The organism is Oceanisphaera sp. (assembly GCF_048268965.1).
Lineage (GTDB): Bacteria > Pseudomonadota > Gammaproteobacteria > Enterobacterales > Aeromonadaceae > Oceanimonas.
The window spans coordinates 50,112-64,428 of the sequence record NZ_JBLWUK010000018.1; the positions used below are offsets into that span (position 1 = coordinate 50,112).

Annotated in this window: 12 protein-coding genes and 1 riboswitch; of the genes, 2 read left to right on the forward strand and 10 right to left on the reverse strand. The window is 55.3% G+C overall.

Features of this window, described 5'->3' with window-relative positions; translation table 11 throughout:
- Position 1: 1 nt before the first annotated feature.
- The 7 genes from ACN0VL_RS09765 to polA form a co-directional block, all read right to left on the reverse strand.
- Positions 2–475 (reverse strand): Na+/H+ antiporter subunit E, encoded by a 474-nt coding sequence (locus tag ACN0VL_RS09765; protein WP_417616850.1) that lies wholly within the window; start codon positions 473–475, stop codon positions 2–4.
- The gene (locus tag ACN0VL_RS09770) at positions 472–1,974 is read right to left on the reverse strand and encodes a Na+/H+ antiporter subunit D (protein ID WP_417616852.1); all 1,503 of its coding nucleotides are present in this window, start codon (positions 1,972–1,974) and stop codon (positions 472–474) included. The genes ACN0VL_RS09765 and ACN0VL_RS09770 overlap by 4 nt, the downstream gene beginning before the upstream one ends.
- Positions 1,971–2,318 (reverse strand): Na+/H+ antiporter subunit C, encoded by a 348-nt coding sequence (locus ACN0VL_RS09775; protein WP_417616854.1) that lies wholly within the window; start codon positions 2,316–2,318, stop codon positions 1,971–1,973. Before ACN0VL_RS09775 ends, ACN0VL_RS09770 begins: the two co-directional genes overlap by 4 nt.
- The gene (locus ACN0VL_RS09780) at positions 2,318–2,749 is read right to left on the reverse strand and encodes a Na+/H+ antiporter subunit B (RefSeq protein ID WP_417616856.1); all 432 of its coding nucleotides are present in this window, start codon (positions 2,747–2,749) and stop codon (positions 2,318–2,320) included. Before ACN0VL_RS09780 ends, ACN0VL_RS09775 begins: the two co-directional genes overlap by 1 nt.
- The gene (locus ACN0VL_RS09785; protein ID WP_417616858.1) at positions 2,746–5,046 is read right to left on the reverse strand and encodes a putative monovalent cation/H+ antiporter subunit A; all 2,301 of its coding nucleotides are present in this window, start codon (positions 5,044–5,046) and stop codon (positions 2,746–2,748) included. The genes ACN0VL_RS09780 and ACN0VL_RS09785 overlap by 4 nt, the downstream gene beginning before the upstream one ends.
- Before the next feature lie 265 nt (positions 5,047–5,311).
- Positions 5,312–6,163 (reverse strand): bifunctional hydroxymethylpyrimidine kinase/phosphomethylpyrimidine kinase, encoded by an 852-nt coding sequence (thiD, locus tag ACN0VL_RS09790; RefSeq protein WP_417616860.1) that lies wholly within the window; start codon positions 6,161–6,163, stop codon positions 5,312–5,314.
- A gap of 39 nt (positions 6,164–6,202) precedes the next feature.
- Positions 6,203–6,302: riboswitch (TPP riboswitch) on the reverse strand.
- 621 nt (positions 6,303–6,923) lie between these two features.
- Positions 6,924–9,662, reverse strand: a complete 2,739-nt coding sequence (polA, locus tag ACN0VL_RS09795) for a DNA polymerase I (RefSeq protein ID WP_417616861.1) — start codon at positions 9,660–9,662, stop codon at positions 6,924–6,926.
- 299 nt (positions 9,663–9,961) lie between these two features.
- Here polA and elbB point away from each other — a divergent pair, with 299 nt between their 5' ends.
- Positions 9,962–10,609 (forward strand): isoprenoid biosynthesis glyoxalase ElbB, encoded by a 648-nt coding sequence (gene elbB, locus ACN0VL_RS09800; protein ID WP_417616863.1) that lies wholly within the window; start codon positions 9,962–9,964, stop codon positions 10,607–10,609.
- Positions 10,610–10,675: 66 nt separating this feature from the next.
- Here elbB and ACN0VL_RS09805 read toward each other — a convergent pair whose 3' ends face one another.
- Positions 10,676–11,278 (reverse strand): LysE/ArgO family amino acid transporter, encoded by a 603-nt coding sequence (locus ACN0VL_RS09805; protein WP_417616865.1) that lies wholly within the window; start codon positions 11,276–11,278, stop codon positions 10,676–10,678.
- A gap of 462 nt (positions 11,279–11,740) precedes the next feature.
- Here ACN0VL_RS09805 and ACN0VL_RS09810 point away from each other — a divergent pair, with 462 nt between their 5' ends.
- On the forward strand, positions 11,741–12,331 hold the full coding sequence (locus ACN0VL_RS09810) for a hypothetical protein (RefSeq protein ID WP_417616867.1): 591 nt from the start codon (positions 11,741–11,743) through the stop codon (positions 12,329–12,331).
- Here ACN0VL_RS09810 and ACN0VL_RS09815 read toward each other — a convergent pair.
- Both ACN0VL_RS09815 and ACN0VL_RS09820 read right to left on the reverse strand, forming a co-directional pair.
- Positions 12,328–12,990 carry a 7-cyano-7-deazaguanine/7-aminomethyl-7-deazaguanine transporter gene (locus tag ACN0VL_RS09815; protein WP_417616868.1) on the reverse strand — a complete coding sequence of 221 codons (663 nt, stop codon included), beginning with the start codon at positions 12,988–12,990 and terminating at the stop codon, positions 12,328–12,330. The two genes, ACN0VL_RS09810 and ACN0VL_RS09815, sit on opposite strands and share 4 nt — an antisense overlap.
- Positions 12,991–13,114: 124 nt before the next feature.
- A complete protein-coding gene (locus tag ACN0VL_RS09820) occupies positions 13,115–14,014 on the reverse strand; it encodes an EamA family transporter (RefSeq protein ID WP_417616870.1) in 900 nt (299 codons plus the stop codon).
- Positions 14,015–14,317: the final 303 nt, after the last annotated feature.

Below are 14,317 nucleotides of genomic sequence, written 5' to 3' on the forward strand. Positions count from 1 at the left end.
CTTACCTCAACAAATTCAGTACTCGGGCCTCCAGGGCCTTGAGCTCTGCCAACTGGCTGGCTTCATCATCCAGATACATCAGGTGCACATACAGTACCTTGCGATCGCTGGACACATCCAGCGCCAATGAGCCCGGGGTCACTGTGATCAGATTAGCAAACATGGTTATGCCGGCTTCATCCTTGATATCCAGCGGAATGGCGATAACGCCGGGCCGCATCAGGTGAGTGGGCGTGAGCACATCATAGGCCACGCGGGCGTTGGCCTTGGTCAAGTCCCAGAGAAAAAACAGGATAAAGCTGATGATCTTCGGCAGTTTGCCAAAGTAGTTGGCAAACTCCGGCTTGTCGCGGGCGACATAAGCCAGCACCAGATAACTCAACAGCATGCCTGCTACCAGGTTACCTATGTTGTAGTGACCCGATAATATGACCCAGAACAGGGCCAGTAACATGTTCCAGCCAAAGGCCTTCATGGGCTTACTCCTAATACCGCCTCAATGTAACCGCTGGGCGTTAACAGCTGCTCGGCGGTATCCAGGGACAACTGCACAAACCACTCGGCGCCAAAGCCAATGGTCAGGGTGATCAATGCCAGGGATATCACGGGCAGATACAGCACATAGCGGCTGGGATCGGTAGCTCCGCGCAGCGGCTTGGCATCGTCCGGCAAGGGCTTCCAGAAGGCTTCCGCCCAGATCTTCACCATGGAATACAAGGTTAACAGGCCGACGATCAAGGCGATGGCGACCATCCACCAGGATCCCGCCTGCACACCGGCCTTGATCACCGTATATTTGGCAAAAAAGCCCGATAACGGCGGCAACCCCGCCAGTGACATGGCCGGAATAAGAAACAGAAAGGCCAGCCAGGGGGCAGAGCGATACAGGCCGCCCAGTTTCGCCAGATCATAACTGCCATGATAGCGATACATGATACCGCTGATCAGAAACAGATTCGTTTTTACTATGATGTGGTGAAAGATATAGAAAACACCGCCGGCAATGGCCAGTGGCGTAAACAACGCCAGTCCCACCAGCATATAGCCAATCTGGCTGACGATGTGAAAAGACAGAATACGCCGCACTTCAAACTGCGCCGCCGCCCCCAGCACCCCGGTCAGCATGGTGAAAATACCCATGCCCATCAGAATATGGTGGTGCGTGTAGCCGATATCCTGCACGAATATCAGGCTGAACACCCGATACAGGGCATACACGCCCACCTTGGTCAGCAAGCCGGCAAACACCGCCGAAATAGCCACCGGTGGAGTGTGATAGGAGGCAGGCAGCCAGAAGAACAGCGGAAACGCCGCCGCCTTGATACCGAAGGCGACCAGAAACAGCATGGCGATCACTGTAACCAGCCCCGGCTGCTCGCCAGTCCCCAGCTTGAGCGCCAAATCCGCCATGTTCAGGGTACCTGCATAGCCATACAGCAAGCCCACCGCCGTTAAAAACAGCGCCGACGATAACAGGTTAAGGGTCACGTATTTGAGCGCCCCTTCCATCTGCGCCCGTTCGCCGCCCAGTATCATAAGGCCAAACGACGCCACCAGCATGATCTCGAACCAGACATACAGGTTAAAGATATCGCCGGTTAAAAATGCCCCCACCACCCCGGCCAGCATCAAGTGCAACAAAGGATAATAACCAAAGGCTTCATGGCTGCGGCTCATGGTCGCCAGCGAATAAATGGCCACACTCAGCCCGATAACACCGGCGACCAGCACCATGATGGCGCTCAGCAGATCGGCAACCAATGTGATGCCGTAAGGGGCAGACCAGTTGCCCATATACGCCACCAGAATACCCTGCTCGCGCACCTGCATGAACAGAGAGATACCCGCCAGCAGCAGGCCTGCGCCAGACAAGAGCGACAACCAGCGCTGCACCTGCCGCCAGCGCCAGCAAGCCAGAGTCAGGGCACCGGCCAGCATGGGGATAAAGATAGGTAAGATAACGGCTATATTCACAAGTCAGTGCTCTTCATTTTGTTCATGTCATCGGCACCTATGACTTCATAGGCACGGCGAATAAGCACCACGGCGAAGGCGAGTACCCCAAAGCTGATAACAATGGCGGTCAGGATCAATGCCTGCGGTAAAGGGTCTGCCATGGGGCCTGCAGATTGCTCCAACCCCTCCGGGATCAAGGGCGGTGCTCCGCGCACCAGCCCACCTCCCGTCAGGATCAACAGGTTGGCGGCGTTTGATAAAATCATCAGCCCGATCACCAGCTTCACTATGCTGCGCCTGAGCATCATGAACAAGGCGGTGGCGTAAAGGCCGCCGATAACAAATGCGAACAGGTTTTCCATTACTCCTCCCCCTTACCCAGCGACAGCAATATGGTTGACACCACGCCAATCACTACTAAATAAACGCCAACATCGAACACCAGCGGCGTGCTGATCGCTAAATCGCCAATGCCGGGAGCATAGAGGCTGCCCCATTGGCTGGTTAAAAAAGGCTGCCCCCTGAAGAGCACCCCCACCATGCCACTGAGCAATGCCAGGATGAGTCCCACCCCCATCAGTAACTGGCTTTCTACCTTTAACAGTTTCTTGGTGCTGCTGGCATCAAAGGCAAACAAATGCAGGGCGAAGGCACAGGACGCCACCAGGCCGGCAATAAAGCCGCCCCCGGGCTCGTTGTGACCACGCAGCAGCAGGAAAATGGAAAACAGCAACAACAGCGGCACCAGCATGCGGGTGGCGGTTTGCAGAATAATGGAAGTATCGGTTCTCATGGCTGTGTCTCCCCGCGGAAACGGATCATGGCATTCACCCCGATGGCGGCCAGTGCCAGCACAAAGATTTCTCCCAGCGTGTCCAGTGCCCGAAAATCGACCAGGATCACGTTAACAATGTTGCGCCCGTGCGCCAGCACATAACTGTTGGCCACCAGGTATTCGCTGATCCCCTCGTGGGGCAGGGACAACTGATTGACCGTCAGCAACATCATGGTCACCAGCACCCCGAAGGCACCGGCCACGATGGCATCACGCCAGCGGATAAGGGGCCCCGTCAGCTCCTGAAAACCCGGCAGTCGGAACAGCACCAATACCAGCATAATCACGGTCAGGGTCTCGACCAATACCTGGGTAATGGCCAGATCCGGTGCGCTGAAAAACACATAGACCATGGTCATGGCAAAGCCCAGCGCACCCAGCGCCGCCACCGAGCCCAGACGCAATGGCGTCACACAGGCGTAGATCACCGCCACGACCATGAGCAAGGCGATGACCGCCTCGTAGAAACGTACATCCGCAAATGACAGCGAATAAACGAAGGCATCTTCAAACCAGAACACATAGGTCAGCAGCCCGATCGTGGTCAGCAGTATGGTGAGAATATAATTGGCCATATAGCCGTTTTGCAGTATCCGGGTCTGGGTTTTGGCCAGCCACACCAAGCCCTCCATCATCCGCTCGTAGCCTTTTTCCGGCCCGTAGGCAAACGGGTGCATCACGGTCGACAGCGGCTCGCGAACGCTCTGCCAGTAGCGATACAGGATCCCGCCACACACCAGGGCGGCAAGGCTCAGCAGCAAGGGCAGATTCACGCCATGCCACAGGGCCAGCTCAAGCTCGGCACCGGGCCCACCATTGACGGCGGTCACCGCCGCCTGCAGCAGGGGGGTGATCAGGCTCGGCAGCAAGCCGAACAGCAGGCTCACCACCGCCAGCACCGAAAAGCCCAGCCGCATCGCCCAATGCGCTTCCTCTGGCGTTTTGGGGGTCGAGGTCAGAGCACCATAGAAAGGCTTGATGGCCACCAGGGCACTGGCCGCCACTATGCTCACGGCGGTGATCACACAGAGCACGATCAGCAAGCCGGACAGCAGGGGCGAACCCAGCGCGGCACTGAACATCAATTCTTTGGCAATAAAGCCAAACAAGGGAGGAATGCCTGCCAGAGACAGGGCGGCAATGCTAATGAACAGCGCGGTGTGCGGCATGAGTTTGCGCAAGCCACCCAGATCTCGTACATCCTTGGTGCCGGTCGCATGATCCAGGGTACCCGCCGCCATAAAGAGGGCGCCCTTGTACAGCGCATGGGCCAGCAAGAATACCATGGCGGCTTCCAGCGCATGGGGGGTACCAATGCCGATCAACATGGTCAGGGTACCCAGTGCCATCACGGTGGAAAAGGCCAGAATACGTTTTAGATCCGTGCTGCACACCGCCATTATCGCGCCCAGGGTCATGGTGGCGCCACCAAACAGCGTGAGCGTGATCATCCATGCCTCGTTGCCCGCCATCATCGGCTGCAGTCGTGCCATTAAATAAACACCGGCTTTTACCATGGTTGCCGAATGCAGGTAGGCACTCACCGGGGTCGGCGCCGCCATGGCATTGGGCAGCCAGAAATGAAACGGGGTTTGCGCCGACTTGGTAAAGGCGCCCAGCAGGATCAACGCCATCATCGCCATAAACAGCGGGTGCTCTTGTATGTTCGACTGCGAAGAGAGCAGCTCGCTCAGCTCGAAGCTGCCCCCTATCTGCCCCAGCATAATCAGGCCTGTCATCAGGGCCAGGCCGCCACCCACCGTAATAAAGAAGCCCTGCAGGGCCGCCTTGCGGGCTTTTTCGTGTTCGTGGTTAAACCCGATCAGCAAATAAGAGGTGAAGCTGGTCAACTCCCAGAACACAAACATTGCAATCAGGTTACTCGACAGCACCAGCCCCAGCATGGCCGCCATAAAGGCCAGCAGATACATCAACAGCTTATGAATATCTTTATGGCCCTGCAGGTAGCGGCCGGCATAAATAAAGATAAAGGTACCAATACCGGTGATCAGCAGGGCAAACATCAGGCTAAGGCCGTCGACCATGAACCCCAGATTGATATCCAGACTCGGGATCCAGCGATAACTGTACAGCACGGTTTCACCGGCGGTCACGGCAGGCCAGAAGCTTAAAAAATACACGAACAGCATCGCTGGCAGCAGCGACAGGCACCAGCCGATTTTATCTCCCATCAGGGAAGATAATCGAGGAACCAGCAGGGCTAGAATAAAGCCGGAAATAACGGCAACAAGCATAGGAAAAACGCCTCCTTTCCTTGCCTGTTCAGGCAACGGAATGAGCTAACGATAACAAGAGGAGAAGTACGACACGGGTGCAGGCTATAGTAAAGATATATTCTTATTATTTTTCAATTATTTAATCGTTTATTTTGAATTATTATCCTGATCGATACTACAAGTCACCCCGGTAAAGCGCAAGCGGAGCCCCACGTTTGGCCCCGCTTATCGTCTCCAATTGAGATCTCGATCAAAATGCGTCCGACTTGAAACATCAACGGATTCAGCAGGCAAAGAAGTGCTCTACCGGCCCACGCCCCTGGCCGATGCGCAAGCGACTACCGGCCAGAATCGCCTGATCGATATACAACTTGGCACGCTCGACGGCTTCTTCCATCCCGAACCCCTGGCCCAGGTAGCAGGCCAGGGCCGCCGACAAGGTGCAGCCCGTCCCGTGGGTATTCCCCGTCATCACTCTGGGGGTATCGAAGCAGCGCACCTGTTCGCCGCTTAGCAACCAGTCCGGGCTGCGTGACTCCTGCTGCAGAAAGCCGCCCTTCAGCAACACGGCAGCACAGTTCAACTCGGCCAGACCGGCAAACAGCGACTCCACTTCATCCAGCCGTTGCGGCAGGGCAGCGTCCAATAATGCCGCCGCCTCCGGCAGGTTGGGCGTGATCACGTCTGCCAGTGGCAGCAACTCTTCACGCAGAGAATGCACCGCATCTTCCGCCAGTAACATGTCGCCATTGGCGGTAACCATCACCGGATCCACCACTAAATGCGCCGGTCGATAACGACGCAAGGCCGCCGCCACGGTACGAATGGTCTCGCTGTCGCCCAGCATGCCCACCTTGACCGCAGTCACGGACAAGTCGCTGAATACCGCGTCCAGCTGCGCTTGAATGATGGCTTGCGGGGTGGGATGCACGGCGGTCACGCCCTGGGTATTTTGTGCAGTCAATGCCGTAATCACCGAGCAGGCATAGCCGCCGGTGGCAGAAATGGCTTTAATATCGGCTTGAATGCCGGCTCCACCGCCGCTGTCGGATCCGGCAATGGTCAGTACGATTGGCTTTTGTCTGGTGCCATCTTGTTGGGGGGCTGCTTGATGGGTAAAGAATTGCTCGGGCATATCCTCGGCTCCTTCGGGCAAAGAAACCACCGGCAAACGTGAATTTGCCCGTTAGTTTCCTACGCCAGCATTAACTGGATCAGGTACAACGGGTTCGGCTACACGCCGTCTCAGCCCAATGGCTCCCCGACTAACAAGGGAGCGATAATAACGGCCCGAGGCTGTAAAGACCAGAAATCCCCACGGTACGCTTTAAGCCGTACGCTGTAAGGCACACATAAAAAACACCGAGCCTGCTGGTCCGGTGTTTGGTTTTTAGCTTACGGCCTGTCTCTTAGTCACGAGTCTCCACAAGTCGCTAGCCAATGAATTAATGCACAGAGGCAACTGGGTACCCTCCTCCGACGCGCTTCAAGCACCTCCATGTGACGCTCAGCACATGACATCCCTGTCATGTGATGGTCGGTTGAGGCTATCCCAGCCGCCTCTTTTTAATCACTGAACTGTCGGCAGGTAACATTCACCGGCCACTCCATTGCCAATGGGAAGGCAGAGGGTGTCTGCTCCGCCGACCCTCCGCGCCAGGGATGGCGCGGCGGAGCCTACAGGGAGGTATTCACGGCGAGTCGGAGGAGTAGTGCCCTCTGCCTGACTGCAGCACTAATAGCAAAAGATAGTTGTGACTAAGAGACTGGCCGTCAGCTTTAAGCTAGAAGTAAAACCACTGGTGCCAAGCAGTAGATATAAAAAAACACCGAGCCTGCTGGTCCGGTGTTTGGTTTTTAGCTTATGGCTTAAAGCGTATGGCTATCAGCTGTGGTTAATGCGCTTGATCCCAGTTGTCGCCCTCGCCGGCTTCCACCAGCAGCGGCACATCCAGGCTGGCGGCATTTTCCATCAAGTCACAGATTTGCTGCTTGAACTCCGCGACCTTGTCTTCACGGACTTCAAACACCAGTTCATCGTGTACCTGCATCAGCATCCGCACTTCGTCGTCGGCTTGCCGGGCCAGCCAGCCGGACACCTTGATCATCGCCTTCTTGATGATATCGGCAGCCGTGCCCTGCATGGGGGCGTTAATGGCGGCGCGCTCTGCACCTTTACGGCGGGCACCATTTTTGGCGTTGATTTCAGGCAAGTACAGGCGGCGACCAAACAAGGTCGACACATAGCCTTTTTCTGCCGCCAGGGCGCGGGTGTCTTCCATATAGCGCAGCACGCCTGGGTAGCGCTCAAAATAGATATCCATATAGGCCTGAGATTCGTGGCGTGGAATACCCAGCTGGCGCGACAGGCCAAAGGCGCTCATGCCATAGATAAGACCGAAGTTGATGGCCTTGGCCCGTCGACGCTGCTCGGTGGTCACCTGCTCCAGGGCCACGCCAAACACTTCGGCGGCGGTGGCCTTGTGAATATCGAGCCCCTGGGAGAAAGCCTCCAGCAGCCCCTTGTCTTTGGACAAGTGCGCCATAATGCGCAGCTCAATCTGCGAGTAGTCCGCCGCCACCAGCTTGTAGCCCGGCTCCGCCACAAAGGCCTGGCGAATGCGCCGCCCTTCCGGGGTGCGAATCGGAATATTCTGCAGGTTGGGATCCGAGGACGACAAGCGACCGGTGGCCGCGTTCGCCTGATGGTAGGAGGTGTGAATACGGCCACTGTGCTCGTTCACCATCAGCGGCAGCTTGTCGGTATAGGTCGACTTCAACTTGCTCAGGCCCCGATACTCCATCAACAACTTGGGCAGTGGATAATCCAGCGCCAGCTCCTGCAGTACTTCTTCTGCGGTAGAGGGGGCGCCCTTGGGCGTTTTCTTCAGTACCGGCAGCTCCAGCTTGGTAAAGAGGATTTCACCTAACTGCTTGGGCGAGCTCAAGTTGAAGGGTTCACCGGCCAGCTCGTGAGCGGTTAATTCCAGCTCTTTGAGGCGCTGGGCAATTTCTTCGCTCTGTACCGCCAGCAGCTGGCTGTCCACCTTGACGCCTGTGTATTCCATTTTGGCCAAAATCGGTACCAGGGGCATTTCTATCTCGTTGAAGACCGATTGCAGCTCGGGCTCTGCGGCCAGTTGTTCGGCTAAATGCTGGTGCAAGCGCAAGGTGATATCCGCATCTTCGGCGGCATAAAAGGCCGCCTGCTCCAGCGGGATCTGGTTAAAGGTCAGCTGTTTGGCCCCTTTGCCGGCAATTGCTTCAAATGGGGTGGTGGCATGATCCAAAAAGAATTTGGCCATGCTGTCCATGTCATGGCGGGTTTGCACCGAATTCAGCACATAAGACTCGAGCATGGTATCCAGCCCGATACCGCGCATCTGAATACCATGATTTTTAAGCACGTTGGCATCGTATTTCAGGTTCTGGCCCAGCTTGATCGGTTGCTCGGCTTCCAGCAGGGGTGCCAGTGCCGCCAGCACGGTGGCCTCGCTCAGTTGCTCGGGGGCATCCAGATAGTCATGGCCAAAGGGAACATAGGCGGCCTTGCCAGGCTCAATGGCAAACGACATGCCCACCACCCGGGCGTCCCGGTAATTCAGGCTGGTGGTTTCGGTATCAAAGGCAAAATAGGGTGCCTTGGCCAGCCGCGCCACCCACTCTTGCAGCTGGGCTTCGGTGACTATGGTGTGATAGTCCACGGCCATGGCCGGCGTGGCGGGCTGGGAAGCTTCTTCAGCCTCACCGGGCTCCAGCTCTGCCAGCAGGTTGCGGAATTCAAACTCTCGATACAGTGCCTTCAGCGCCTCGGTGTCGGGGGGGGTTTGTTGTAAATCCGCCGGCCCACAGGCCAGCTCGACATCGGTTTTAATGGTGGCCAGCTCATAGGACAATGCCACCATCTCCTTATGCTCGGCAAATTTGGCGGCAAAGCTTTTGGCACCCCGAAAGCCCAGTTCGGCAACCTTGTCGGTATTGGCGGCGATCTGCTCGATGGATCCCAACCCCTGCAACAAGGCCAGTGCCGTTTTTTCGCCCACGCCGGGCATGCCCGGAATGTTATCGACCTTATCGCCGACCAACGCCAGTAGATCGATAATCAGCTCGGGTGGCACCCCAAATTTTTCGATGACACCGTCTCGATCCATAAAGGTATTTTTCATGGTATCCATCAGCAACACATGATCGGACACCAGTTGCGCCATGTCTTTATCGCCGGTACTGATCACCACATCCAGCTGCTGCTCGGTTGCCTGACGCGCCAGGGTGCCAATCACGTCATCCGCTTCCACTCCGCTTTCGATCAACAGCGGCAGGCCCATGGCTTTAATGATGTTATGAATAGGCTCTACCTGGCTGCGCAGATCGTCCGGCATGGACGGCCGCTGCGCCTTGTACTCGGCATAAAGATCATCACGAAAGGTCTTGCCCTTGGCATCAAATACCACAGTTACTCGCGAGTCGGGAAACTGCTTGTGCAGGCTGCGCAGCATATTGGTGACCACACGAATGGCCCCGGTTGGACGGCCGTCGCTGGTACGCAGATCCGCTTGCAAAGAAGCAAAATAGGCACGATACAAATAGGAAGATCCATCAACTAGGATCAGCGGTTTGGAAGGAATGGCAACCATGGTGTCGTTCTCGTTAATGCGTAGGCCGCTAGCATGCCACAGCCTGGCCGCCGACACCACGGCAGCGCCATTCAGCCCTGTGGATAACTCTGTGCAAAGGCGATCGAGGCAAGATCTTGATCTTATTATTTACCACTTAACTTTCAGTAACTTATAAATAGTTTCATGATCTCTAATTAAGATCTTGCAATGTGGAGAATCTTTCTCGACTCTGTTCTGGATAATGATCGATCGAAATAAATGCTAGCATAGTGTTAACAGTTCGCTAGGTGAAAAATAACAAAAACAAGGAGACAGATATGAAAAAGGTTGCCGTTATTTTGAGCGGCTGCGGCGTCTATGATGGTGCAGAGATTCATGAAGCCGTGTTGTGCCTGTTGCATCTGGCCAGACAAGGGGCCAGCTACCAGTGTTTTGCCCCCGACAAACCACAACGTCAGGTCATCAATCACGTGACGGGCGAAGAAGAACAGGCCAGTCGCAATGTGCTGGTTGAGTCATCCCGCATTGCGCGCGGTGACATCAAACCATTAACCGAATTGCAAACAGAGGATTTTGACGCCCTGCTGCTGCCCGGTGGTTTTGGGGTGGCGAAAAATCTGTGTGACTTTGCCGTTCAGGGAGCAAACTCCCAGGTCGATACCGAGGTGCTGGCGGTGTGTAAATCCTTCGCCGCTGCCCGCAAGCCTGCCGGGTATTGCTGTATTTCTCCCATACTGATCCCGCGTGTTTACCCAGCCGGCGTTAAAGGCACCATAGGTACGGACCCCGAAGTGGCAAAAGCGTTCTCCGCCATGGGCGGCGAGCATATCGGCTGTGTGGTGACCGATGTAGTGGAAGACAGTCATTACCAGGTGATTTCTACTCCCGCCTACATGCTGGCAAAAACCATTACCGAGGCCGACACCGGCATTGGCAAACTGGTAAAGCGGTTGCTGGAAATGTAAATAAAAAAAGCGAAGCGCACCCGCTTCGCTTTTTTCTTGCCCGCCAGACCCGAGGGTATGCAGGACCTATACGCCTTTCACCAATATAATGGCAATGGACAACATCATTACCCCCACAAGAAATTCAAGTACCTGCCAGGCCCTCGGCCTTTTAAAGACAGGCGCCAGCATTCGGGCTCCATACCCAAGACTGAAGAAAAAGACGAACGAAGCCGCAACGGCTCCCATGCCAAACTGCAGCTGCTCCGACTGATACTGTGTTGAAATGGAGCCCAGCAGCACCACCGTATCCAGGTAAACATGCGGGTTAAGCCAGGTGAAAGCCAGGCAAGTGGCCACCGTTTTAAGGAGGGAATGCTGGGATTCCCCTTCCGCACTCATGGCATGCCTGGTGCCGAATGCAGACTTAAAGCTCAGGAATGCATACAGGATCAGGAAGACGGCTCCCCCGAAACGCGCCACGGTTTCAATAGCGGGATACTGTTTGACGATGGCACCAAAACCGGCCACGCCGAGAGAAATCAACACCGCATCGGACAAGGCGCACACAGCACACACCACGAAGACATGCTGTCGTTTAATCCCCTGTTTCAGAATAAAGGCGTTTTGCGAGCCAATCGCAAGAATGAGAGAGAAGCTGAGCGTAAAGCCCGCAATAAAAGTAGACATTGGAGAGGGTGGTCCCTTTGGGTCGAGATGGTGAAAAACAGCAACAAATGCGCTCTATTCTGGCCATGGTCGGCCACGGTTGCAATTGTAATGCGAGTAATTCGTCCGGTGGTTTTAACATTAAAATCGGTGTTGTTTGCAGCCGGAATGAATTCAATCGGTATCTAGACGGCTCTCGGATCAGGGTGTGTCAGTTTTGCCGGGAAAATCGAAAAAAAAGCCGGCATAAGCCGGCCTAAAAACTCTGGAAGCAATGTGAGCAATGTCGCGCCTTCAAACCGTCTCACCTTAGCAGCATAGCTACAATGTCTGGGAGCCATGCTTCGAAAGCAAGGTAACGATAACCATTATCATTACCAATTGCAAACCAATTTGTCCCTTTTACCGGCTAATTTTTTGGCCCCGGAACGCCCTTATCACGGCTGGGCTACACTGGATGAGAGAGCAGCAGGAGGGAGCCGGATGAACAAACAATGGCTATGGGCATTAATATGGGTACCCAGCGTACTCTTTGCCGATGAAACCGAAGATACCCACACCGAAATCAAGCAGGCAATAACGGCCGGCAACGAAGCATACCAAGCCGGTGAATTATCACAGGCGGCGACGCAGTTTGATTATGTGGCCACCCTGATCCGCCAACTGCAGGCCGGCGAACTGGGCAATTTATTCCCCGAGCCATTATCTGGCTGGCAAGCGGACAAGGTAGAGAGTCAGGCCGGATCCGCGGCATTTTTTGGCGGTGGCATCAACGCCTCGCGCAGCTACCGTAAAGATGGCGGTCAGCTCGAGATCAACATCACCAAAGACTCACCGCTACTGCAAACCATGGGTATGTTGTTCAACAACCCCAGCATGGCCACCATGGGGGGTTACAAGGTCAAGCGCATCAAGGGACAAACCGCCATGGTAAAAATTGAGGACAGCAGCCAGGAACTGCAAATGATGGTGGCCAACAGCATACTGATTCAAATTACCGGCCGCGGGGTGAGCGAAGGTGACCTCAAAGCCTATGCCGAAGCACTGGACATTGAGGCCATTACCCGACTTTAATGGCTGGTTTGCACGCGAACGCCCGCTTCGCCAATAAACTTGCTGCTTAAATATTTCAGCAGCAAGCCATAGGCTGGCACAAACAGGATCAGGCTGAACAGTAACTTAACACCGTAGTCTACCCAGGCTATTTCTATCCAGTGCTGCGCCATAAAAGGGTCTGGCGAGCGATAAAATGCCAGGCTGAAGAACACCAGGGTATCGACCAGGTTACCGAAGATAGTCGAGCAGGTCGGCGCCACCCACCAGGCCTTGATGTTACGCAGTCGGTTAAAGACCGACACATCCATGATCTGGCCCAGCACATAGGCCATAAAACTGGCCAGCGCGATACGGGCAACAAACAGGTTGAACTCGGACAAGGCTGCCAGGCCTTGATATCTGGCTTCAAAAAACAGTACCGACAACACATAAGAGCTGACCAGCGCCGGCAACATCACCAACAAGATGATGCGCCTGGCCATGGCGGCGCCAAAGATACGTACCGTGAGATCGGTTGCCAGATAGATAAACGGAAAGCTCAGCGCCCCCCAGGTGGTATGAAAACCAAACAGCGTAAAGGGCAACTGCACCAGATAGTTACTGGCGACAATAATAGCGATGTGAAACAAAGACAGTCGCACCAGAGCGGTGCGATATTGTTGTGGTGAAATAACCATGTTTTACCTTTTTGATTAATGGGGTTAGGGAACCCATTCCGGAAACGGCGCTTAGTATAACCAGCCGCGCGGCATTAACAACTGCTTTATTTTTAATCAGAGCCGGAATGTGTGCGGTGCCATGCTACCCTTTTGATGCAGATTTGTCTTTACCTGAAACTAAGTTCCACAACCGCAGGCCAAGCACATTCAGCCCCAACCCCAGCATCACCAGCAGGGCCCCCAGCCATTGGGCCGAGGTAAGATGCTCATCCAGTAGCCACACCGCCGAGCTTAGCCCCACCACAGGCACCAACAGCGAAAAAGGCGCCACCATACCGGTGGAATAACGCTGCAACAACCGGCTCCAGAGGCCATATCCCAGCAGGGTGGCCACAAAGGCCAAATAGACCAGGGCCAGCAGAGTATGGCTGCCGATATGGCGCAAGGCGTCGGCTATTTGTGCCGGCCCTTCCAACCACAACGACAATCCCAGAAACGGCAAGGGCGGCACCAGATTTCCCCACACGATAAGACCAATCAGGTTCACCCGGCCTATTTTTTTGGTCACTATATTACCCAGTGCCCACATGACCGATGCCATCAAGGTCAGGCCCAGGCCCAGCATCGTCATGGTGCCGTCTCCTCCCTGACCGATAACGGCCAGGCCGGTGGCGGCAATCAATAAACCCACCAGATGCACGGGCTTGATCTTTTCACCCAACAGCACGGCGGCAAACAGCAGGCTGAAAAAAGCCTGAGACTGCAGTACCAGGGAGGCCAGCCCGGCCGGCATGCCATTGGCCATGGCATAGAACAGAAACGCAAACTGGCCCAGTGAAATGGTACTGCCATAAGCGATCAGCCAGCGCCAGGGCACCGCAGGCCGCTTGACCAGCAGCACGGCAGGAAAGGCGACCAGAGTAAAACGCAGCGCCCCCAGCAACATGGGCGGTATGCCATCCAGGCCCACGAGGATCACCACAAAGTTCATGCCCCATACGCCGATGACCACTAATGCCAATAGAATGTCTTTCGGCGCCATAGAGAGCTCCAGTCAAGTTATGTGATCGGCTTTAAGCCATGCATAAGCTATCAGCCATAGAAAATACCCTGTTTTGTCAGTACTGCCCTTAACTGGCAGCTTAAAGCTTACCGCCTGTCTCTTATAGTCACAGCTTTTTTGATATGAGTATGGCTTGTCAGGCAGAGGGCACTACTCCTCCGACTCGCCGTGAACCCATCCATGGGGGCTCAAACCGCGCCATCCTTGGCGCGGATGGTCGGTTGAGCAGACACCCTCTGCCTTCCCATTGACACCGGTGCCGTCGGTCAGTGGTGCTCGCCG